Source organism: Weizmannia sp. FSL W8-1119 (assembly GCF_038008605.1).
Taxonomy (GTDB): Bacteria; Bacillota; Bacilli; order Bacillales; family Bacillaceae_C; genus Weizmannia; species Weizmannia coagulans.
The window spans coordinates 1,721,643-1,741,412 of sequence record NZ_JBBOZL010000001.1; the positions used below are offsets into that span (position 1 = coordinate 1,721,643).

Genomic DNA, 19,770 nt, shown 5'->3' on the forward strand with positions numbered 1-19,770 from the left:
TCGCCATCGGCTATACATTCCATTTTAGCGAAAAAATGCGGACATGGCTATAAAAAATACCGCCATTTTTGGAAACCGCGGCCCTACATATCCCCAATCCGGATATTCCTTGTAAAAAGCGAAATGCACAAATGCCCTGCCCCAATGACTAGCATCAGCACGCGGATGCTCACCTGGCTGTTGAAAAAAGTGACGGCTGCAATGAAAAGTAAAATCGAAGCAACTCTGCCGGCATTGGTAAATATTTCAAGCACGACAACATACTCAATCCGTGCTTCCGCTGCTTTCCATGCCCTGCCGATCACATCGTATGTCATCGAATTATACGGGACAAGCAGAAGCGGGTAAGCAATCGCAATCGTTGCGGCATAAAGCAGCATTCTCGGATAGGTGACTTCAAAAACAAACAAAAACACGGCCGCATACAGAAGCAGCCCGCCCAAAAAAATCGAGCGCTGGCGGTGCTTGATTTTAATATAACGGGCAACGAGCGTGTACCCGAGAAACTGCAGGCAGGAATTGATCAGCCCGAACGTGCCGAGAGAAAGCTCGCTCCCCGTAGAAAGGAACACGAAAACGGAAATCATAAACACAAACGTGCCATCCCTTAAACCTTGGACAAAATGGGCGCTTGTAATCCGTTTCCAATTCGGGTTGCGGTGTCGTTCCTTTACGATTTGCTTAAACAAATAACGGCCGTGTGCAGGGCGCGGCGCAATAAAAAAACTGAGGACGACGGCAAGGGCAAACAGGATCAGGGAGAGGGCAAAAACGACCGTATAACCGGTTTTTCCGATTGCTGAAATGATCAGCCCTGCGGCAAACGGCCCGGCCATGCCGCCGATGGAACCGAATGCCCCCATAAAGCCGTTAAAAAAATCCCTCGTCTCAGGCTCCGTAATTTCAAACGTCAGTACGTTGTAGGCGAGCCAGTAAAAGCCGTAGCCGATCCCGAGCAGCCCGCCAAGCAAAACGATAAAATCGCCAGCATGCCCCCGCGAAAACAGCACGCATAAATAAAACAGCGCCAAAAAGGCAACCCCGATCCTGAACACCATGACCCTGTCCACTTTTTTTGCCCATCTTCCCGCGATGATAAAAGTGAGCGGCTGCAGGATGACAACCGATAAATTATATACCGCCAGATCTATGTACTTCCCTGTCTGCTTCCATAAATATATGTTAACGAAAGAATTGGACAGCGAAACGCTTAAAGAATAAAGCCCGCCGATCGCAAGCAGCAGCAGCAGATCTTTTGACAGTTCTATATCTCCGAACCATTTTTGCACACGCTTCATAAATCAAAACTCCCCCCATTCCCCTATATTGTTTTGAAAAACGGGGGCGTTTATGCACGGGTGCATGCAAAAAGGGCGTGCACGCAAATTGCGCGGCACGCCCTTTTTTAAATGGATCGCGATTATTTCGCTGCTTCGTACAGTTTTTCCACTTCGTCCCAGTTTACAACATTCCAGAATGCAGAAATATATTCCGGACGGCGGTTTTGGTATTTCAAATAGTAAGCATGTTCCCAAACATCAAGGCCAAGAACCGGTTTTTTGCCTTCGGAAAGCGGGCTGTCCTGGTTCGGGGTGCTCATAATTTCGAGCTCGCCGTTATGGACAACAAGCCATGCCCAGCCGGAACCGAAACGGCCTGCTGCAGCAGCTGCAAATTGTTCTTTGAATTTTTCAAAGCTGCCGAATTTGCTGTTGATCGCGTCAAGCAGCGCGCCTTTAGGTTCGCCGCCGCCATTTGGCGAAAGCAGCGTCCAGAACAGCGAGTGGTTGGCATGCCCCCCGCCGTTGTTGCGAACCGCTGTACGGATTTCTTCCGGAACCGCATTCAAATCCGAAATTAAGTCCTCAACGGATTTGGAAGCAAGATCGTCATGGCCTTCCAGCGCTTTGTTCAAGTTGGTGACATAAGTATTATGGTGCTTCGTATGGTGGATGTTCATCGTTTCCTTGTCAATATAAGGCTCCAGTGCATCATACGCATACGGCAATTGCGGTAAAGTGTACGTCATATCTTTATTCCTCCTTTATGTAATGTTTTGAACCGGAAAGATTCAAAGATTTGTCATATTTAATGTACCAAAACCGGTTGATAGATGGCAAATTTTACGCCTGCATTTTTCAGAATCCCCCCGGGTTCTAATTGCAGCATACCGGCATATACTGGTAGCACTCATAAAGGAGGGAATGTCCATGTTGAAAAAAATCGCTGTGCTCTTTTTCGCTGCCCTTATCTCTTACTGCATCTACTACGATCTCCACGCAGGCACAATCCCGACGAATGCAAAAGAAACAGCCGGAAAAACCGTTGCCGTACAACCGCAAACAACGCACCGCCCGTATGTCACAGCCAAAGTCCATTCCGGTGACACGGTGCTTACGATTATCAAACAAATATCGGGCGGGCCGGCGCCTTCGATTGAAAAAGCGATCCGTGATTTCAGCAAACTGAACGGCGGAATTGCACCGGAAGACATCCAGATCGGACAAACGTACCGATTTCCCATTTACGGCGAATCCCGGTAAAATGCGGACAATGGCTTGTCAATCGGGGCAGTCAATTGTTAAAATGTAAGTTGGTAAAATGTTTATGGACTGACAGATCATTAAAGGAGCGAATATCCTTGGGTGAGATCATACACCGTACAAAAACGCGCCCTGTCAAGGTCGGAAACTTGACGATCGGGGGCAGCAATGAACTATTCATTCAAAGTATGACGACGACGAAAACACATGATGCCGATGCAACCGTCCGCCAGATTGAGCGGCTTGAAGAAGCAGGCTGCCAGATCGTGCGCGTTGCTGTCCCGGATGAACGGGCGGCAAGGGCTATTCCCGACATAAAAAAAAGAATCCATATCCCGCTTGTCGCGGATATCCACTTTGATTACCGGCTTGCGTTAATCGCGATTGAAGGCGGTGTCGATAAAATCCGGATTAATCCGGGCAATATCGGCAAGCGTGAAAAAGTCGAAGCGGTCGTGAAAGCGGCAAAAGAGCGCGGCATCCCAATCCGGATCGGCGTCAATGCAGGAAGCCTTGAAAAACCAATTTTGCAAAAATACGGATACCCTACAGCAGACGGCATGGTCGAAAGCGCCCTGCACCATATCCGGATTCTCGAAGACCTGGATTTTCACGACATTATCGTTTCCATGAAAGCCTCGGACGTCCGCCTTGCCATCGAAGCGTACGAGAAAGCGGCAAGGACATTTGACTACCCGCTCCATCTCGGCATTACCGAATCCGGGACGCTGTTTTCCGGCACCATCAAAAGTGCCGCAGGGATTGGGGCGCTTTTAAATATGGGAATCGGCAACACGCTCCGCATTTCTTTAAGCGCCGACCCGGTGGAAGAAGTGAAAGTCGCGCGCGAGCTGCTGAAAATATTCGGGCTTTCCTCCAATGCCCCAACGCTCGTTTCATGCCCGACTTGCGGCCGGATTGCGATCGATTTAATCAGCATTGCAAACGAAGTCGAAGAATATTTACAGACCATAAAAGCGCCGATTAAAGTTTCCGTCCTCGGCTGCGCCGTCAACGGCCCCGGTGAAGCAAGAGAAGCGGATATTGGGATCGCCGGTGCACGCGGGGAAGGCCTCCTGTTCCGCAAAGGGAAAATCATACGGAAAGTGCCGGAAGATAAAATGGTAGAAGAATTGAAAAAAGAAATCGACATGCTTGCCGAAGCGTATTACCAAAAACAGGCCGCGCAAAACGCGAACCCCGTCTGACCGAAACACCGGCGTAAAACAAGCCGGTGTTTCTTCATGCGCGGCAACTTTTATCTTCCAGGCCTGGCCCGGACAACAGGCGGCACGATCGCTTCACATTCAAAACGGAAAAGGAGGCGCACCATGGTGAAAAAATACCGTTTCGGCATTGACATTGACGGGACTGTGACAGATCCTGAAACGCTTATTCCGTTCATTAACGATGCCTTTCACATTGACCTGAAATATGAAGACTTAACGAAGTATGAGATCACAGATGTCGTCGATATTCCTGCCGGGACATTTGCCGACTGGTTTATCCGCTCGGAGCCTGTGATCTATGCAAAATCCCCGGTTGCAAAAGGGGCAAAAGAAGTGTTAAACAAATGGGCAGACCGGTTTGAGCTGTATTTTATCAGTGCACGCGCATCCCATCTGCTTGATGTGACCAAAAACTGGTTTACAAAACAACAGCTGAAATACCATCATATCGAGCTGATCGGCACGCATCATAAAGTGGAAACCGCAAAAAAATACAGCGTTGATCTGTTTTTGGAAGACAAACATGACAATGCGGCTGCCATTGCACAAACCCTTGGCATCCCCGTCCTTCTGTTTGACACCCCGTACAACCGGGATCCCGTCCCGGAAAATGTGTACCGGGTGAAAAACTGGAAAGAAGCGGACGACTGGGTCAGGCGCTGGATCACCCAATCCGGCCGCGCCGCACACGATTAAAGGGCTCCTTCTTTCTGTAAGGGGCAGGCCGGATTGGGGGTGCGCTTTTTGCGGGTGACCTGTGCGCCGCCCGCTTGGCTTATTTCTTGAAAATGCATGTGTGAAAATTTCCAAGTATTTAACAAACCCTGCCGGAAGCAGGGTTTGTTAAATATTTTGCCGCGTTTCATCCGCCATGCATTCCGGGCACGTGCCGTAAATTTCAAACTTATGGCCGGAAATGGCATACCCTTCCAAACCGCTGACCGTCGGCATCGGGCAATCCGGGATTTCTTTCGTCTTCCCGCACGCCAAGCAAATAAAATGGTGATGGTGGTGGTTTGTCGAGCATTTGAAACGGAAATGCTTTTCACCGGACAGCTCTGTCACTTCCAGAATGCCAAGTTCGGCAAAAAGCGATAAATTCCTGTAAATCGTGTCAAAACTGAGGCCCGGGTAATCATCTTTCATCCACTCGAGCACGTCTTTTGCCGTCAAATACTTATTGCTCTCCGAAAACAAATCGAGCATTTTTTCTCTTTTTCCTGTATGCTTATAGCCGTTTTCCTTCAAGATTTCAATTGCCTCATCCAAAAGCATGTTCACACCTTCTTTTTGTTCAAACCGGCACCGGGCCGGAATCGTTTCATATAAACCGCCAAAAGCAAAATAGCGATGGAAATCATCACAATTGTACCGCCGGGCGGCAAATTCAGATAAAACGCCGTGACCAGCCCGCCCAAAACGGAAATTTCGCCAAAAAGAACGGAAAACAAAATGGTCTGTTTAAATCCCCGGCTGATGCGGATGCTGGCCGCTACCGGGAGCGTAATCAGCGCAGATACAAGCATAATCCCCACGATCCGCATCGCGGCCGAAATTACAAGCGCAATCAGCACCATAAACAGCAGGTGGATCGTTTTCGCAGGGATGCCGGACACTTTAGCATATTCCTCATCAAAAGAAAGCAGGAAAAGTTCCTTGTACAGCAAAAGGATCATAGCCGCCACAATGACGGCAATCCCCAGAATGAGCCAAAGATCAGCCCGGCTTACCGCGCTTACGCTGCCGAACAGGTAATTCATCAAATCTACATTATACCCGCCGGCCACAGAAATAAAGATCAGCCCGATGCCAATCCCGCCCGACATGATAATCGGAATCGCAAGTTCTTCATAATGCCGGTAAACCCCGCGCAGCCGCTCGATCAGCACGGATCCGAGCACGGAAAAGCCGGTGCCGATATAAAGCGGGTTCAGCCCGGCAAGAACAGGAAGCTTGCTGCTTAAAAACAGGCTGACAGCAATCCCGGACAATGTGACATGGCTGAGCGCGTCCGCAATCAGCGACAAACGGCGCACGACAATAAAACTGCCGATCAAAGGGGCAATAAGGCCGATTAAAATCCCGGCCAAAAATGTATTTTGCAAAAAGTGATAATGAAAAAGTGCAGCAATCATTCGGTTTCTCCTTCTCACCCATATTCATGTGCCAGCAACCGGGCATCGCGGGCGTACCAGAATGAACGTTTTTCTTTATCCAGTTGCTGAAACGCGTGGATGTCGCCATGGAAGTATAAATGCTGGTTCAGGCACGCAACATGCGTCACCTCGTCGGAAACGGCGCCGATATCATGTGTGACAAGAATCAGGGTAATGCCCCATTCCCTGTTCAGCCGCTCCAGCATTTCGTAAAAAGAGCGGACATGGTGCTGGTCCACACCGACTGTCGGCTCATCCAGCATTAAAATCTCCGGCTTGCTGACAATGGCCCGCGCGATAAACACACGCTGCTGCTGGCCGCCGCTTAGCTCGCCAATATTTTGATGGGCGTACGCCTCCATCCCGACTGAGCGGATCGCTTCCATTGCTTCCTTTCTGGCGCTGGGGCCAAGGAAACGGAACAGGCCGGTTTTTTTCACCAGGCCGCTTTCGACCACTTCCAAAACAGTCGCAGGATAACCGGTATTAAATGCATTGGCTTTTTGCGAAACAAAACCGATCCGGCTCCAGTCTTTAAAGCGGCTGAGCGGCGTGCCGAAAAGGCGGATTTCCCCTTCCTGCGGTTTTAACAGCCCGAGCATGAGCTTTAACAGTGTTGATTTTCCGGAACCGTTCGGGCCAATGATGCCGAGAAACGCTCCCTTTGGTATGTTTAAATCGATCTGTTCCAGCACATTCTTCCGGTCATAACGGAAAGAGAGGCCTGAAACTTCCACAATGTATTCTTCCATACGCAACTCCTCAATCAGAATCATTCCGATTTAAACATTATACCCGCTTTCCGGAAGATTGTAAAGGGTGGCGGTTCGCGGTGAAATGCCGGCGGTTGCCGCCTTCTTGCCGCTTTTCTGCTTCCGGCGCAATGCCCCATCCGAAACATTTCTTCCCGGCCCGCATATACATGAAACGGGGAGAGTGATGGATATTGAAACTGATTCAAAATATGGTCAATTATAAGGTGAATATCATTACCGGCGCGGAACTTTTTAAATACGCGCGGCAGTTTAACGTGAAAATCAGCCGCGAAGATGCGGAAAAAATCGCGGATTATGTGCGGGGAAAACAGTTGGACATCTTTGATGACGAGGCCCGCAGCAAAGCACTGAAAGACATTGCAAAAATTACAAGCCCGCTCACCGCAAAAGAAATCAACCGGGTGTTTGTCTTATTGGCAAAATAGAAAAAGAACCGGCCGGAAAAAGCTTTTCGGCCGGTTCTTCCTTATTTCACTACGCGCCTGACAACGCCATTAAAGCACTGTTTCCAGTAACCGCTGCTCATGGTGTCGATGGAAACGCCATCTGAACTATTGCAATCGAGAAATTTGCCGCCGCCCAGGTAAATGCCCACATGGCCGTTGTACTTATAAGTATTGAAAAAGACCAGGTCTCCCCGTTTCATATGCGAAGCACTGACCGCTTGCCCAAGCCCTGCAAGCGTATCCGTATTCGCACCGGAGTCACCCAGGTTCACGCCTGCCTGTGCGTAGGCCCAATGAACAAATGAGGAGCAGTCAAAAAGCCCGTTTGCAATGTCGCTTTTCGTTCTTCCGCCGCCCATTTTATAGGAAGTGTGCCCGATTAAAGCTGAACCGGCGCTGATCGCTTTTTCAACCGTTCCGGAACCGTTATTTGAAGAGCGGCCGGAATCAGAAAAGGAAGATACGCGCGCAACATGTTTTGCGCGGGATCCGGGCTTTGCCTTTTCCTTCTGTGTATGTGCCGCGGTTTTTCCGTTTGAACCATCCGGGCCTCTTCCGGCGCCCGTGCCGGAAGAGGCGGAATCCTCTTGCGCCCGGTCTTGAGGAGCGGAAGGTTTTGCCGCATCAGATGGCGCGGCCGCGGCCTGCTTGCTTTCAAGTTCAGCGAGCGCTGCTTTTTCCTCTGCGTTTAAGGAAGCTTCTTTGTCTTTCAGCCTGGCCAACTCAGCTGCAGCAGCCTGTTTTTGCTCCTTGAGCGCTGCTTTCAGGCTTTTCTGGTCTGCAAACCGGTATTTGTTTTCTTCTTTCAGCTCCTGCAGCTCGGATAAATCCGACTGTACTTTCTGAAGCTTCTTTTCCACTTCAGCTTTTGCTGCATTTAATGTTTGGCTGTCTTTTTCCTGCGCTTTTAAAATGGCGCGGTCTGCTTGGACAAACGTCGTTAACGCCGCTGCTCGGCTGACAAAATCGCTCAGGCTGTCGGATTCAAGCAGCACATTCAGGTAACTGTCCAGCCCGCCGTTTTGCTGAATGTCACGCGCGCGTCGGGCAAGTACGTTGTTGCGTTCTTCTATTCTTTTTTGCGTTTCTTTCATTTTTGCATTTAACGATGCAACTTCGTCTTGCGCATTTGACACTTCCTGCGTTTTTTCACTGATTTTCTGATTGGTCTGGCGGATCTTAGCCGAAATTTTATCCATATCCGACTGAAGCTGTTTCTCGTTTTCTGCAATCTTCGCAATCTCGTTTTGCTTGCCGGAAATGCTTTCCTGCACGGCCGACTCCTCGTTTTGAATGCTTTTGGCAGCGGTTTCTGCGGATGCTTTGCTAAGCGGGACGAAAGCGCTGCCTGCGATAAATGCAGCAGCGGTTAACAACAAAAACTTCCTGTTCACCTTAACGCCTCCATTGCTATGTACCGGCTTTTCCCCATTATGTAAAGCTCCCGTTCTATTAATCTATTGATATTTCTGATTATAGCATTCATTCTTTGGCAAATAGATTACAGTTTTATTTCATTTTGAAAATGGAGGTTTATTTTTAAAAAATCCAGGCAAAACCAAAAGCTTTGAAACGGTATAGATGCAAAAAAACAGCGGGGCACGATGAATGGTGGTGTCCCGCCGTTTTTATGTTTTTATTTGGCCTTTTTCAGCGGCTTTAAAACCCGGCCGGGATTCAAACGGGCTGTTCCACAATTTTGGCCAGCAGATTTTCGTCAAATTCCCTGTTTCTAAGCATGGCGATTTCGTATTTGTACGGCGGCTTGCGGTTCTTTTTGTCTTCGCCGACATAAGGGGTTTCCAAAATTTTCGGGATGTCAGAAAGCGCCGGGTGATGCACGATATAGTCAAGGGCTTCAAATCCGATATGGCCAAACCCGATATTCTCATGCCGGTCTTTGTGCGAGCCGGCTTCATTTTTGCTGTCATTGATATGCAGTACTTTCAGGCGACCGATGCCGATGATCCGGTCAAATTCATCCAGCACTTCATCAAACCGGTTTTTCACATCATAGCCGGCATCATGGGTATGGCAAGTGTCAAAGCAAATGGAAAGCTTGTCATTGTATTTGACGCCGTCTATGATTTCCGCCAGTTCCTCAAACGTCCTGCCGCATTCGGATCCTTTGCCGGCCATCGTTTCAAGCGCAATCTGGGCGGTTTGCCCCGGAACGAGCACCTCATTCAGCCCTTCAATGATTTTTTTGATCGCTTTTTCCGGCCCTGCTCCAACATGGGCGCCCGGATGCAAAACGATCTGCTTCGCCCCGATTGCCTCCGTCCGCTCAATTTCCGACTGCAAAAAACGGACACCGAGTTCAAATGTCGCAGGATTTGTTGTGTTGCCGATATTGATAATATACGGCGCATGGACGACAATCTCCTCTATGCCATGTTCTTTCATATGGGCAAGGCCTGCTTCAATGTTCAAGTCTTCAATTTTCTTCCGCCTTGTATTTTGCGGTGCGCCGGTATAAATCATAAATGTGTTGGCGCCGTATGAAACCGCCTCTTCACTTGACGCAAGCAGCATTTTTTTGCCGCTCATCGAGACATGTGAACCAATTTTAAGCATGGTGTTTCTCCCCTTTTATTTCCGTTTTTGCAATTTCCTTTGCCGTTTTTTCAGCATTTCGATCTGCCGTTCCATTTTCTTTTTATAGCCCGGCTTCACTTTTTTCGGCCTGCCGATTGCCTTTCTCGCCGCGGTTTCCGTTTTATCCGCTTTTTTCACACGCTTTTTGCGGCGGTTCCGGTCGCCCAGTTCCACCCATTCGCCGCGGCGCACATCACGGTAGATGAAGGCAATCCCCATTTTCTCAAGCTGCGTGAGGGCAAACTCATCGGAAGGTTCGTAAATGGTTGCGCATATGCCCGATAGATCGGCGCGGGCCGTTCTGCCGGCGCGGTGGACGTAAAACGTCAAATCTTTTGGCAGCTCGTAGTTTACGACATGGCTGACCCCTTCGATATCAATCCCGCGCGCGGCCAGATCAGTGGCAATGATATACCGGTATTCCAGGTTTTTGATTTGTTTCATCGTTTTCGCCCGTTCCCGCGGCGAGAGGTCTCCGTGGATGCGGGCCGTTTTCATCCCTTTTGCCGAGAGCCCTGCGGCAATTTCTTCCACCATCGCTTTTGTGTTTGCAAATACAATCGCCAAGTACGGGTTAAACGCCTCGAGGGCATCATGCAACACGTCAATTTTCTCCCGCGCGCGTTTCGGGATCAGAATATGTTCAATTTTTTCTGCTGCGATTTGCCGCGGCGCTACCTGCTCGAATTTCGGATTTTCCATGTACTTTTTTAAAAACGGCTTTAATTTTTCGGGAATGGTTGCCGAAAACACGAGCATTTGCAGTTTTTCAGGCATCCTCCCCGCAATTTGGTCGACATCCACGATAAAGCCCATATCGAGCATAATATCCGCTTCATCTACAACAAACGTTTTTGCTGTATGGACAAACAACGCCTGCTCTTTCACAAGATCATTCACCCTGCCCGGCGTGCCGACTACAATTTGCGGCTGTTTTTTCAGTTTGCTGATATCACGCTGCTTGTCCGTTCCGCCGATAAACAGTTTGGCGGTTATCCGGCCTGTTTCTTCCCATTTTAATACTTCCTGAATTTCATGGTAAATCTGTGCCGCCAGTTCCCGCGTCGGGGCCGTAATCACCGCCTGGACTTCCGCAAGAGACGGGTCTGTTTTTTGCAAGAGCGGTAGCACATAAGCATGTGTTTTCCCCGTTCCCGTCTGCGACTGTCCAATGGCACTTTCCCCACGCAAAACAAGCGGGATCATTTTTCGCTGTATTTCCGTCGGTTCGGCAAAGCCTTTATGTTCGATCGCTTTTTCGATAAATGGTTTAAAACCGAAATCTTTCCATTTTGTTCCGTTCATGTTTCCACTCCTTCTCTCATGCAGCAGAACGTCTTGTTATTATAATCAACATCCGAGAAAAATGCCAATTTCCGCATGCCCCGGTATGCAAATGGAAATTTTTGTGCCGTTTACGGGCAGAAAGAAACTTTTTTTGCATGCCAGACGTTTCCGTTTGGCCTGCATATTGTAATATTGAACGCAAAAGCCAAACAGAAAGGGGGTCAAATGGATGCCGCCAAGAAATATGCCGCCGGTTTTCGGCCGGCAAAACCCGCCCCCGTTCGGCGGAATGCAGCGTAGTCTGTTTACCGGGAACCGCCTGGGCGGGCCGGGCATGCCCGGACAATTCAGAGCCGGAGGGCAAATGCCGGGATTTCCGGGCCGAGCGGGCGCAACTGCAGGACGGGGCGGAGGGTTTTTATCCAGACTGTTCCAAAGGGGCGGGCAAACAGCAGCCGCCAACCCGGCAGCCGCCTTCCAGCGGGGTGCCGCCGGGGGAGGCGGATCACTTTTCAAATCCATCACAAATCCTTCTTCGATCAGTTCGTTTTTAAACAATACACAAAACGTCCTGAAAACCGCGCAACAGGTCGGCCCGATGATCCAGCAGATCCAGCAGGTCGGCCCGCTCGTCAAAAATCTGCCGGCGATGTGGAAATTGTACCGCGGCCTGAAAAATGCCCCGGAAGAGGAGGGGCAGGAGAACCGCGAATTAAGCAGCAAAGAGAAAAAACCTGAACCGGCAAAAGAGAAAAAAAGCAACCGGCAGGCGGGTCGTAACGCATCATCTCAACCCGCAGAAAGCACAAATGGCGAAAAACGCCCGGAAAAAGGGGCTTCCGTGCCGAAATTGTTTATTTAAGGCGCCAAAACCGTTTGTACCCGCGTGCAGACGGTTTTTTCTATTAAAAGCTGGCACCGGCCCGTGCGTTTCCATCCTTCCGGGGAAGCGCGCCCTATTTCAGGCACGGCCGGCTGTGCAAAAACCCGTTTTGTATTCTTTGCCGCATTCCGATATAATACAAATGTAATAGACTCATTTCCCAGCCCGGATGCCGGCGTTCCGGCACCCTGTTAGGAGGATCGCGATGGAAGTGCTGAAAATTTCCCCCAGGGGTTACTGCTACGGCGTTGTTGACGCAATGGTCATTGCCCGCAACGCCGCAATGGATAAAACTTTGCCGCGTCCCATCTATATCCTTGGCATGATCGTCCACAACCAGCATGTGACGGATGCCTTTAAAGAAGACGGGATCCTTACGCTCGACGGCAAAAACCGCAAAGAAATTCTCGAAAAGGTGGAAAAAGGCACCGTTATTTTTACCGCGCACGGCGTCTCCCCCGAAGTGCGCGAACTTGCCCGGAAAAAAGGCTTGACGGCCATTGATGCCACATGCCCGGACGTGGCGAAAACCCATGATTTAATCCGTGAAAAAGAAAAAGAAGGCTATGATGTCATTTATATCGGAAAAAAAGGCCATCCGGAACCCGAGGGGGCAGCCGGTGTCGCACCCGCGATTGTCCATCTCGTCGAAACGGAAGCAGACGTGGAAGCCCTCGATATCCGCAATGATAAAATTATTGTAACAAACCAGACGACGATGAGCCAATGGGACGTAGCGGATTTGATGGAACACATCCAAAAGAAATACCCGCATGCGGAAACGTACAATGAAATCTGCCATGCCACGCAAATTCGCCAGGAAGCCGTTGCCAGGCAGGCCGGGGAGGCCGATTTGCTGCTTGTAGTCGGCGACCCGCGCAGCAACAATTCAAACCGCCTCGCGCAAGTATCGGAAGAAATCGCCGGCACAAAAGCATACCGGATTGCCGATGTCGAAGAAATTGAGCTGGCATGGCTTGAAGGTGTACAAAAAGTTGCCGTAACGGCAGGGGCATCGACGCCGACGCCGATCGTGCGTGAAGTCATTGCATTTCTTGAGAAATTCGACCCGGAAGACGAATCAACCTGGGAACGAAAGCGGGACGTACCATTAAACAAAATTTTGCCGAAAGTCAAAGCGCCGCACCCTTCTTCCGGCCAAAAAGCATAAAAACCCGGTTGGAACGCTTCCGGCCGGAAAAGTAATAAAGGCAAAAGGGCGGAGTCCGGTGGGCATCCGCCCTTTTGCCTTTAACTATCCATGCTGGAACGACTGCAGCACCGGAATGAAAATGAATACCCGTTGGCACGTATTTTCAGGAAGGCATCCATACGGGATGCAACGAGGCACCGGCAAAAAGAATGAAAATGAGCCATCGCAATCTTTAAAGGATAACGCGGCCCGGGTTAAAAAAGGCCGCCTTTTCCCTGCTTTCAGCGGCCCCGGCGTTTTCTTAAAGAAACTGAAACGGGTCTGTGTTTACTTCGGATGCAATAAAGCGGACATCGAGCTGATGCTCCCTGCATGCTTTTCGCATATAGGCCGCAACCCCTTTTTTCATCACCTTCTCCACGTTATGCCCGGGGTCTACGACATTCAGCCCGAGCGCCAGTGCATCGTGGGCGTTATGGTAATAAAAATCCCCGGTGACAAACACATCGGCCCCTGCCTTTTTTGCCTCAGCAAAATATTTGTTGCCGTCTCCGCCGAGAACAGCCACTTTTTTCACTTTTTCGTCAAGATTTCCGACGACGCGCAATGCCGGAACTTCGAGCGTTTTTTTTACATGTTCCGCAAAATCCCGCAGCGCCATTTCCTGTTCGATTTCGCCGATCCGGCCCAGCCCGAACTTCCGGCCTTCATTTACGACCGGATAAATATCATAGGCGACCTCTTCATACGGGTGCGCCTCAAGCATGCTGGCGAGCACCTGTTTTTCAATCGATGCGGGATAAATCGTTTCAACCCTTGTTTCATCTGCTGCCTCGAGTTTGCCCGCTTCCCCGAGGAACGGGTTTGTCCCTTCCCCCGGCAGAAAACGGCCGGTACCGCGGGCTGAGAAAGAACAATGGCTGTAATTCCCGATCGCCCCCGCGCCGGCATTCCCAAGCGCCGTTCTTACGGCTTCTTCATGGGATACCGGGACAAAAACAACCAGTTTCCTCAATTTGTCTTCAAAAAGGGGCGATAATACTTCCGTATCGCGGAGCCCGAGCGCCTCCGCCAGCAAGTCGTTCACACCCCCTTCTGCAATATCAAGGTTCGTATGGGCGGCATATACAGCAATTCCGTGGCGGATGCATTTTTCAATCAGCCGGCCCTGGGGGGTGTCCGTCGCCATGTTTTTTAACGGCCGGTAAACGGAAGGATGATGGGCGATAATGAGCTGGGCATCCTTTTCAATCGCTTCATCCACCACATCTTCCAGCACATCAAGTGCCACCAGCACATTTTTCACCGGCCCGTTTAACCGCCCGATTTGGAGCCCGACCGGATCCCCGTCCATTGCAAACTTTTTCGGTGCAAACTGCTCAAATAGCTGGATGACATCATGCCCGTTCGCATGCTTCATGTTAAAACCTCCTCTGCCAAAGCAATCAAATGGCGATAGACGCGCTTTTTTTCTTCAATTTCCGGGCTTGCGCCTGCCTGCTCCAGATGGCTGAGCACGGATTGCCATTTTTTGATTTCATTGCGCCATTTTTTCCGGAAAGCTTCATTTTGGTTTTTGATTAAAACCGGGCCCATCAGGCGTTCCGCTTCCGCGAGCGCCACAAGCGTGCCCGCGTATTCTGCCGCGATGATTTCATATATTTTCCCGTCTTCCTCGAGAATGTCTTCTCCTGTAATGGCCCATCCGTTTTCCGCCAGCCATCCGCGGACAATGTGTGATCCGGTATTCGGCTGCAGGATGAGCGTTTCTTTGCCGTTTAGTTTTGCTTTTCCGCGATCAAGGATGGAGGCAATCAACGCGCCGCCCATCCCGGCAATCGTAATGCATCCCGCTTCCCCTGGAGCCAGGATTTCAAGTCCGTCTCCTTTCCGGACGCTGATTTTTCCGGCCAGCCCTGCTTTTTCCACTTGTTTTTGCGCCGAATGGTACGGCCCTTCCGCCACTTCCCCGGCAACCGCCTCTGCTACTCTGCCGCACTTCACGCAAAATACGGGCAAATAAGCGTGATCAGACCCGATATCTGCCAATACAGTGCCGGCCGGAATAAAAGCCGCCACCGACTCAAGCCTTTTTGAAAGTTTCCCGCTGTTCATTTCTTCACCACTTTACATGTGATACCTCTATTGTAGCCACTTTTTGCCATAAAAAAAAGGGGGATGCCCCCCGTACGGCGAACCTGCCTCTTATTTTAGCTTTGATACCCAGTCCGCCATTTCATCAATATGGTCCTCTTCGACAAGTCCGGCCGGCATGCCCCCGCTCGTGCCGTTCCTGAGCACCTCTTTGATCTTATCTTTGGACAATTTCTTGCCGATGCCGTGAAGATTCGGCCCCGCCCCGCCTTGCAAATTGTTCCCGTGGCAGGTCACGCAAGTCTTTTTGGCAAAGCTCTCCGGATCAAACTTTTCCGAGGAAGCGGTTTCGGTTTGCTTTGGATGCTCCTTTTCTTTGGCCACTTCCTTCGCATCCCCGATCCCTTTCACGGAAAGAAAAAAGATAAGGGCAAGCCCGAATGCCATAATCAGCACATATGGGATGACAGGATTTCTTTTCAATGCGTTCCCCCCCTTGTTTTTCCGCTTCTCCAGCGTATTTACCGCACCCATCTCTTTCATTTTAACTGAAAATTCTTTCGAAAGAAAGCCTTCCCACCCAAAAATAACACCTTGAATGCGCTTTCATCTTGTATTATAATAAAAGCAGCAAAAAATTCAATAAAATGATACAATTGATGGCAGGCGGAAAAAAGCAGCAGGAAAACTGAAAATTATATATTATATTACAATAGAGACCAGCAAGATGGCAAGACCGAGAAGCCCCGACAGGGTAAAATACAGCAGTTTGTATGCCTTTCCGGCGGCAAGCCAGAGCCCGCAGTTGGCAAAAAACAGCAAATATAAAGTATAGCGGTGATTTCCAAATAACTTTTCATTCAAAAACACACTGAAAAGAAGCAAAATAAGCGCAGCGCCAACAAAGAAAATCGAGTAAAAAATTTCTTTATTAGCATAATGAATTCCCAGAAAAAGTAAGCATCCGACAAAAGCTGTCAAAATCCCTGTTTGCAAAATAAAATGTAATTCAGTAAAATAAATAACAAATACAGCGATTGCAACGAGTGCAAGAATGAAAGCAGAAACCGCAGCTTGTTTTTTAACGGATTTCCCTGCGCCGTTTTGTTTGCGGGTATTGCCTTCAGTTCCCTCCGTATAGATCGCGAGCAGAAAATCGCAGTATTCTTGTGGAATCATTTTGGTCTCTTTCCACATTTTAATTTCGTTGACAATGATTTGTTTTCTCTTATCGTCCATTTTTCAACACATCCTGTGTAACCTATTCGACAGGCGGGTGGAAAATCCTTTTTTTACAAGAAAAAAGTTTACTTCCCGAGGAAGTAAACTGAAAACAAGGCGCCTGTAAAAATAGCTGCACAAGCGCCGTGCCTGTTTCTTTTCCGGCTTATTCAAGGAAATCTTTCAGGCGTTTGCTCCTGCTCGGATGGCGGAGTTTCCGCAAAGCCTTTGCTTCAATTTGCCGGATCCGTTCCCTTGTGACGCCAAATACTTTGCCGACTTCTTCAAGGGTCCGGGTGCGCCCGTCATCAAGCCCGAACCGGAGGCGGAGCACATTTTCTTCCCTGTCGGTCAATGTATCAAGCACATCTTCCAGCTGTTCTTTCAGCAGCTCATAAGCGGCATGGTCAGAAGGCGATGTGGCATCCTGGTCTTCAATAAAGTCTCCAAGATGCGAATCATCTTCTTCGCCAATCGGCGTTTCAAGTGAAACCGGTTCCTGGGCGATTTTAATGATTTCCCTGACTTTATCCGGAGAAATATCCATTTCTTCAGCAATTTCTTCCGGTGTTGGTTCCCTGCCTAAATCCTGAAGCAGTGACCGTTGCACGCGGATGAGTTTATTGATCGTTTCTACCATATGGACCGGAATCCGGATCGTCCGCGCCTGGTCTGCAATCGCGCGCGTGATGGCTTGGCGGATCCACCATGTGGCATAGGTGCTGAATTTGTAGCCTTTTCGGTAATCGAATTTTTCAACCGCCTTGATGAGGCCCATATTGCCTTCCTGGATCAAATCCAGAAACTGCATGCCGCGGCCGACATACCGTTTTGCAATGCTGACAACAAGGCGCAAGTTGGCTTCAGCGAGCCGGCGTTTTGCCTCTTCATCGCCCTGCTCGATTCTTTTGGCCAGTTCGATTTCTTCGTCTGCGGAAAGAAGGTCGACCCGCCCGATTTCTTTCAAATACATGCGTACCGGATCATTGATTTTCACACCCGGGGGAACACTCAAATCATTCAGGTCAAACTCTTCGTCATTCTCTTTTTCCAGTTCGAGATGGGAAGGTGCATCCTCGTCGCCGGCCTCATCTGTCACATCGATGCCCTGTTCGCCGAGCAATTCATAAAATTCATCCATCTGGTCGGATGTTAAATCAAAATGGCCGAGTTTTTCGGAAATGGCATCATAAGTGAGAACCCCCCGCTTTTTCCCGCGTTCAACGAGTTGCTCTTTTGCTTTTTCCACTGTAAACTCACTTTCTTCTACTTCTTTGGAACGTGCTGACTTTTCAGCCATATGTTCCCCTCCTTCCGACAATTTCAACACACTCAATGATCCAACAGCAGCTTGATCATTTATAAAAAGCAGAGATTTCAGGTCATGGACTTTCTCAGTGCCACGATTTCACCCGCCAATTGCAGCGCTTTTTGGAAATCATTTTGCCGTTCGGCATCTTTTTGTGCCCTCAGTTTTTCCTGAATGCGCAACAATTTCTGGTGTTTCAGCACATACTGCACATAATCTTCCAATTCCTCATCCGTCAGCTCCCCGCCTACCGTCATCATTTCGATTTCGGCAGCAATCCTCTGCAATTTTGAATCTGGCAAATAAGACAGGAAAGCGCTCGTATCAGGCGGATTCCCTTCTTCGTACCAGCCAAGCAGGTAAGTAAAAATGGCCTGGTGTTCGTCCCCGTAAAAGCCGTTTTCGCCAAGGAAATCTTTCACTTTATAGGCAACTTCCCCGTCCCGCAGCATATGCCAAAGCAGCCTTCTCTCCGCGGTCATATTGGCAGGCAGCATCCGGGCTTCTTCATGCACAGGCGCCGGATTCCCTGCAGGCCGGCTTCTCTTCCGGTTTCCGGTTTCACGGGAACCGTATTGCCTTTCCTGCTCTTTCAGGGCATCCAAAGACAACGAAAATTCTTCGGACAGCTGGCGCAAGTAAAGATCTTTCTCCACCGGATTCTCCAGCTTGGCAATTTCCTGAATGACTTCTTCTATATACGCCAGCTTTTCTCCTTCATTTTGGAGATTTTTATTCATGCGGAAATATTGCATTTTAAAAGCCATAAAAGTCAGGCTGGCCCCTATTACATCTCTGCGGAATTTTTCTCCGCCATGCCGGTTTATGTAGTCATCAGGGTCCAGTCCGTCCGGCATTTGCGCAACCCGCACTTCACAGCCGTTTTCACTGAGCATTTTTCCTGCACGGAAAGCCGCAGTGAAGCCGGCCTGGTCCGAGTCGTAACAAATGACGACGCCGTCCGTGAGCCTTTTTATCATCCGGACGTGTTCCGCTGTAATCGATGTGCCCATTGTGGCAATGCCGTTTTCAACGCCAGCCCGGTCGGCGGAGATCACGTCTGCATAGCCTTCAAAAATGACCGCCTGCTGTTTTTTGCGGATCGGCCCTCTTGCCCGGTTCAGGTTAAAAAGCAGCTTGCTTTTGTTAAAAAGCGGCGTCTCAGGGCTGTTCAAATATTTCGGGTGTTCCTCTTTCCGGACAGCTCTTCCGGCAAATGCTACCATGTTTCCCTTTTCATCCATGATTGGAAACATGATCCGGTCCCTGAAACGGTCAAAATATTTGCCATCCTTTTCATTGCGGATGACAAGCCCGCTTTCTTCCAGCACGGAAAGGGGAAAACCGCGCTTTTGCAGCATATTGGCGGCAAAATCCCAGGCAGGCAGCGCATATCCAATCCCGAACTTTTCGATTGCTTCGTTTGTAAACCCGCGCCCGCGCAGGTATTTTAGCGCAGGTTCCCCTTCTTTTGTATGCAAAAGCAAATGATGGTATAATTTTTGCAACAGTTCGTGCGCTTCCAGCATCTGGCGGCGCTTTGGATCGATATTTTTCTGCTCTTCGCGCCGTAAAACGACGCCAAGCTCGATATGCGCTTTTTGTGCCAGTTTTTCTGCCGCTTCCTGAAAAGAGATGCCTTCGATATCCATGAGAAAAGTAAACACATTGCCGCCTGCGCCGCATCCAAAGCAGTGAAAAATCTGCTTGTCGGGGGATACGGAAAATGACGGCGTATGCTCCCCGTGGAACGGGCACAGGCCGAAGTAATTGCGTCCCTGCTTTTTGAGCTGTACATAATCGCTCACGACCTCCACAATATCGGAAGACCGGCGGATCTCATCAATTTTTTCATTCGGAATCATCCCTGTCATCAAACAATCCCTTCTGCTCCACCTTTATTCAACAGCATTTCATCCGGGATGCGGGCAATGCTTATTCGTTTGCTGTTTTTCTTTTCATCCTAAAATATTCTACATCGCTCCACAGAATCCTGCATGTTTTGCGCTTCTTCCCATAATTTTTTTGGCCCTGTCGAAATTTATTTAAATTCAGACTTGACATTTACTATAAAT

At 49.4% G+C, this 19,770-nt stretch carries 20 protein-coding genes; 6 read left to right on the forward strand and 14 right to left on the reverse strand.

Going from position 1 to position 19,770, the window contains the following annotated elements; genetic code table 11:
- Nucleotides 1–83: 83 nt before the first annotated feature.
- Together NSQ19_RS08455 and sodA are read right to left on the reverse strand one after the other, a co-directional pair.
- Nucleotides 84–1,298 (reverse strand): MFS transporter, encoded by a 1,215-nt coding sequence (locus NSQ19_RS08455; RefSeq protein WP_019720582.1) that lies wholly within the window; start codon nt 1,296–1,298, stop codon nt 84–86.
- A gap of 122 nt (nt 1,299–1,420) precedes the next feature.
- Nucleotides 1,421–2,029: a superoxide dismutase SodA gene (gene sodA, locus NSQ19_RS08460; RefSeq protein ID WP_013859658.1), complete on the reverse strand. Its 609-nt coding sequence runs from the start codon at nt 2,027–2,029 to the stop codon at nt 1,421–1,423.
- 181 nt (nt 2,030–2,210) lie between these two features.
- On the opposite strand from sodA, the gene NSQ19_RS08465 reads away from it, so the two are divergent.
- The 3 genes from NSQ19_RS08465 to NSQ19_RS08475 all read left to right on the forward strand — a co-directional run bounded on the left by NSQ19_RS08465 (nt 2,211) and on the right by NSQ19_RS08475 (nt 4,468).
- Nucleotides 2,211–2,543, forward strand: coding sequence for a hypothetical protein (locus NSQ19_RS08465; RefSeq protein ID WP_029142057.1), 333 nt, complete (start codon nt 2,211–2,213; stop codon nt 2,541–2,543).
- Nucleotides 2,544–2,650: 107 nt separating this feature from the next.
- Nucleotides 2,651–3,751, forward strand: a complete 1,101-nt coding sequence (gene ispG, locus NSQ19_RS08470; protein WP_340703177.1) for a flavodoxin-dependent (E)-4-hydroxy-3-methylbut-2-enyl-diphosphate synthase — start codon at nt 2,651–2,653, stop codon at nt 3,749–3,751.
- A gap of 123 nt (nt 3,752–3,874) precedes the next feature.
- Complete coding sequence (locus tag NSQ19_RS08475; protein ID WP_340702705.1) at nt 3,875–4,468, forward strand: 5' nucleotidase, NT5C type; 594 nt, start codon at nt 3,875–3,877, stop codon at nt 4,466–4,468.
- Between the two features lie 147 nt (nt 4,469–4,615).
- Here NSQ19_RS08475 and NSQ19_RS08480 read toward each other — a convergent pair whose 3' ends face one another.
- Genes NSQ19_RS08480 through NSQ19_RS08490 form a run of 3 tightly spaced genes read right to left on the reverse strand, consistent with a single transcriptional unit; the run spans nt 4,616 to nt 6,680 of the window.
- Nucleotides 4,616–5,047, reverse strand: coding sequence for a Fur family transcriptional regulator (locus NSQ19_RS08480; protein WP_013859662.1), 432 nt, complete (start codon nt 5,045–5,047; stop codon nt 4,616–4,618).
- A 2-nt stretch (nt 5,048–5,049) separates the two neighbouring features.
- Nucleotides 5,050–5,907: a metal ABC transporter permease gene (locus NSQ19_RS08485; RefSeq protein ID WP_340702706.1), complete on the reverse strand. Its 858-nt coding sequence runs from the start codon at nt 5,905–5,907 to the stop codon at nt 5,050–5,052.
- 14 nt (nt 5,908–5,921) lie between these two features.
- Nucleotides 5,922–6,680 (reverse strand): metal ABC transporter ATP-binding protein, encoded by a 759-nt coding sequence (locus NSQ19_RS08490; RefSeq protein ID WP_340702707.1) that lies wholly within the window; start codon nt 6,678–6,680, stop codon nt 5,922–5,924.
- A gap of 194 nt (nt 6,681–6,874) precedes the next feature.
- On the opposite strand from NSQ19_RS08490, the gene NSQ19_RS08495 reads away from it, so the two are divergent.
- Nucleotides 6,875–7,129 (forward strand): DUF2624 domain-containing protein, encoded by a 255-nt coding sequence (locus NSQ19_RS08495; protein ID WP_014098002.1) that lies wholly within the window; start codon nt 6,875–6,877, stop codon nt 7,127–7,129.
- 41 nt (nt 7,130–7,170) lie between these two features.
- Here the strand turns inward: NSQ19_RS08495 and NSQ19_RS08500 are convergent, their stop codons facing one another.
- The 3 genes from NSQ19_RS08500 to NSQ19_RS08510 all read right to left on the reverse strand — a co-directional run bounded on the left by NSQ19_RS08500 (nt 7,171) and on the right by NSQ19_RS08510 (nt 11,053).
- The gene (locus tag NSQ19_RS08500; RefSeq protein WP_340702708.1) at nt 7,171–8,544 is read right to left on the reverse strand and encodes a C40 family peptidase; all 1,374 of its coding nucleotides are present in this window, start codon (nt 8,542–8,544) and stop codon (nt 7,171–7,173) included.
- A gap of 283 nt (nt 8,545–8,827) precedes the next feature.
- On the reverse strand, nt 8,828–9,727 hold the full coding sequence (locus NSQ19_RS08505; RefSeq protein WP_195850658.1) for a deoxyribonuclease IV: 900 nt from the start codon (nt 9,725–9,727) through the stop codon (nt 8,828–8,830).
- A 15-nt stretch (nt 9,728–9,742) separates the two neighbouring features.
- Nucleotides 9,743–11,053, reverse strand: coding sequence for a DEAD/DEAH box helicase (locus NSQ19_RS08510; protein ID WP_013859669.1), 1,311 nt, complete (start codon nt 11,051–11,053; stop codon nt 9,743–9,745).
- A gap of 211 nt (nt 11,054–11,264) precedes the next feature.
- Between NSQ19_RS08510 and vrrA the strand changes: the two genes are divergently transcribed.
- A complete protein-coding gene (gene vrrA / locus NSQ19_RS08515) occupies nt 11,265–11,897 on the forward strand; it encodes a VrrA/YqfQ family protein (RefSeq protein ID WP_195850659.1) in 633 nt (210 codons plus the stop codon).
- A 226-nt stretch (nt 11,898–12,123) separates the two neighbouring features.
- Nucleotides 12,124–13,089, forward strand: coding sequence for a 4-hydroxy-3-methylbut-2-enyl diphosphate reductase (locus NSQ19_RS08520; protein WP_195850660.1), 966 nt, complete (start codon nt 12,124–12,126; stop codon nt 13,087–13,089).
- A 283-nt stretch (nt 13,090–13,372) separates the two neighbouring features.
- Here the strand turns inward: NSQ19_RS08520 and NSQ19_RS08525 are convergent, their stop codons facing one another.
- From NSQ19_RS08525 to dnaG, 6 genes are all read right to left on the reverse strand, one after another.
- Nucleotides 13,373–14,491, reverse strand: a complete 1,119-nt coding sequence (locus NSQ19_RS08525) for a Nif3-like dinuclear metal center hexameric protein (protein WP_340702709.1) — start codon at nt 14,489–14,491, stop codon at nt 13,373–13,375.
- The gene (locus NSQ19_RS08530) at nt 14,488–15,186 is read right to left on the reverse strand and encodes a tRNA (adenine(22)-N(1))-methyltransferase (RefSeq protein WP_340702710.1); all 699 of its coding nucleotides are present in this window, start codon (nt 15,184–15,186) and stop codon (nt 14,488–14,490) included. The genes NSQ19_RS08525 and NSQ19_RS08530 overlap by 4 nt, the downstream gene beginning before the upstream one ends.
- 90 nt (nt 15,187–15,276) lie before the next feature.
- Nucleotides 15,277–15,648: a cytochrome c550 gene (gene cccA, locus NSQ19_RS08535; protein ID WP_315958469.1), complete on the reverse strand. Its 372-nt coding sequence runs from the start codon at nt 15,646–15,648 to the stop codon at nt 15,277–15,279.
- 219 nt (nt 15,649–15,867) lie between these two features.
- The gene (locus tag NSQ19_RS08540; RefSeq protein ID WP_013859676.1) at nt 15,868–16,404 is read right to left on the reverse strand and encodes a hypothetical protein; all 537 of its coding nucleotides are present in this window, start codon (nt 16,402–16,404) and stop codon (nt 15,868–15,870) included.
- Nucleotides 16,405–16,552: 148 nt separating this feature from the next.
- The gene (rpoD, locus tag NSQ19_RS08545) at nt 16,553–17,686 is read right to left on the reverse strand and encodes an RNA polymerase sigma factor RpoD (RefSeq protein ID WP_019720565.1); all 1,134 of its coding nucleotides are present in this window, start codon (nt 17,684–17,686) and stop codon (nt 16,553–16,555) included.
- 77 nt (nt 17,687–17,763) lie between these two features.
- Nucleotides 17,764–19,569: a DNA primase gene (dnaG, locus tag NSQ19_RS08550; RefSeq protein ID WP_340702711.1), complete on the reverse strand. Its 1,806-nt coding sequence runs from the start codon at nt 19,567–19,569 to the stop codon at nt 17,764–17,766.
- Nucleotides 19,570–19,770: the final 201 nt, after the last annotated feature.

Bases quoted from the DNA above. Each gene is read 5' to 3' on its own strand.
- NSQ19_RS08455 (WP_019720582.1), bottom strand. From the start codon at position 1,298: ATGAAGCGTGTGCAAAAATGGTTCGGAGATATAGAACTGTCAAAAGAT.
- sodA (WP_013859658.1), bottom strand. From the start codon at position 2,029: ATGACGTACACTTTACCGCAATTGCCGTATGCGTATGATGCACTGGAG.
- NSQ19_RS08465 (WP_029142057.1), top strand. From the start codon at position 2,211: ATGTTGAAAAAAATCGCTGTGCTCTTTTTCGCTGCCCTTATCTCTTAC.
- NSQ19_RS08475 (WP_340702705.1), top strand. From the start codon at position 3,875: ATGGTGAAAAAATACCGTTTCGGCATTGACATTGACGGGACTGTGACA.
- NSQ19_RS08480 (WP_013859662.1), bottom strand. From the start codon at position 5,047: ATGCTTTTGGATGAGGCAATTGAAATCTTGAAGGAAAACGGCTATAAG.
- NSQ19_RS08485 (WP_340702706.1), bottom strand. From the start codon at position 5,907: ATGATTGCTGCACTTTTTCATTATCACTTTTTGCAAAATACATTTTTG.
- NSQ19_RS08490 (WP_340702707.1), bottom strand. From the start codon at position 6,680: ATGGAAGAATACATTGTGGAAGTTTCAGGCCTCTCTTTCCGTTATGAC.
- NSQ19_RS08505 (WP_195850658.1), bottom strand. From the start codon at position 9,727: ATGCTTAAAATTGGTTCACATGTCTCGATGAGCGGCAAAAAAATGCTG.
- NSQ19_RS08510 (WP_013859669.1), bottom strand. From the start codon at position 11,053: ATGAACGGAACAAAATGGAAAGATTTCGGTTTTAAACCATTTATCGAA.
- vrrA (WP_195850659.1), top strand. From the start codon at position 11,265: ATGCCGCCAAGAAATATGCCGCCGGTTTTCGGCCGGCAAAACCCGCCC.
- NSQ19_RS08520 (WP_195850660.1), top strand. From the start codon at position 12,124: ATGGAAGTGCTGAAAATTTCCCCCAGGGGTTACTGCTACGGCGTTGTT.
- NSQ19_RS08525 (WP_340702709.1), bottom strand. From the start codon at position 14,491: ATGAAGCATGCGAACGGGCATGATGTCATCCAGCTATTTGAGCAGTTT.
- NSQ19_RS08530 (WP_340702710.1), bottom strand. From the start codon at position 15,186: ATGAACAGCGGGAAACTTTCAAAAAGGCTTGAGTCGGTGGCGGCTTTT.
- NSQ19_RS08540 (WP_013859676.1), bottom strand. From the start codon at position 16,404: ATGGACGATAAGAGAAAACAAATCATTGTCAACGAAATTAAAATGTGG.
- rpoD (WP_019720565.1), bottom strand. From the start codon at position 17,686: ATGGCTGAAAAGTCAGCACGTTCCAAAGAAGTAGAAGAAAGTGAGTTT.
- dnaG (WP_340702711.1), bottom strand. From the start codon at position 19,569: ATGACAGGGATGATTCCGAATGAAAAAATTGATGAGATCCGCCGGTCT.